Here is a 530-nt window from a genome sequence, read left to right as displayed (position 1 = left end):
CACATTGCTTCTTTCACGATGAATTACAAAATAAAGCATGCTGAAGATGAAGATCTGATAACGCAAATCGACGACTATCTTGACGATACCTTTATGCTATTCACTAATTACGGTATCAATGCGCAAGATCTGAATCGGTGGCAGCGTTCTGCCCGACGCTTATTTAATCTTTTTAGCGAAGAGTGCGCTTTCCTTCAGCAACCCAGCCACTCCATTTAGGTAAACATGAGACCGGTTTATTTATGAACGATAAAAATCTGACTAAAACTGATTATTTGATGCGGCTGAGACGCTGCCGCTCAATCGACACGCTCGAACGCGTAATTGAAAAGAATAAGTATGAATTATCTGATGACGAACTGGCGGTATTTTACTCAGCCGCCGATCATCGTCTGGCTGAACTGACGATGAATAAGCTTTACGATAAAGTTCCTGGCTCGGTATGGAAGTTTGTGCGTTAACACACTGTTTTTCCTTCCTCTTAGCGACAACTCGCCCGCTTTATTCTGAATAAACTTTTAACTGGCCAT

1 protein-coding gene and 1 pseudogene are annotated in these 530 nt (G+C 42.1%); both read left to right on the top strand.

Annotation, left to right across the window (positions count from 1 at the left end):
• Window positions 1-219, top strand: a pseudogene (locus DB30_RS41110) (Hha toxicity modulator TomB); the annotation flags it as partial.
• Between the two features lie 23 nt (window positions 220-242).
• Entirely contained in the window at window positions 243-461 is a 219-nt protein-coding gene (locus DB30_RS41105; protein WP_033752683.1) for an HHA domain-containing protein, read from the top strand.
• Window positions 462-530 lie beyond the last annotated feature (69 nt).

Source organism: Enhygromyxa salina (genome assembly GCF_000737335.2).
GTDB lineage: Bacteria > Myxococcota_A > Polyangia > Nannocystales > Nannocystaceae > Plesiocystis > Plesiocystis salina_C.
This window is presented reverse-complemented; position numbering and strand designations above follow the sequence as displayed.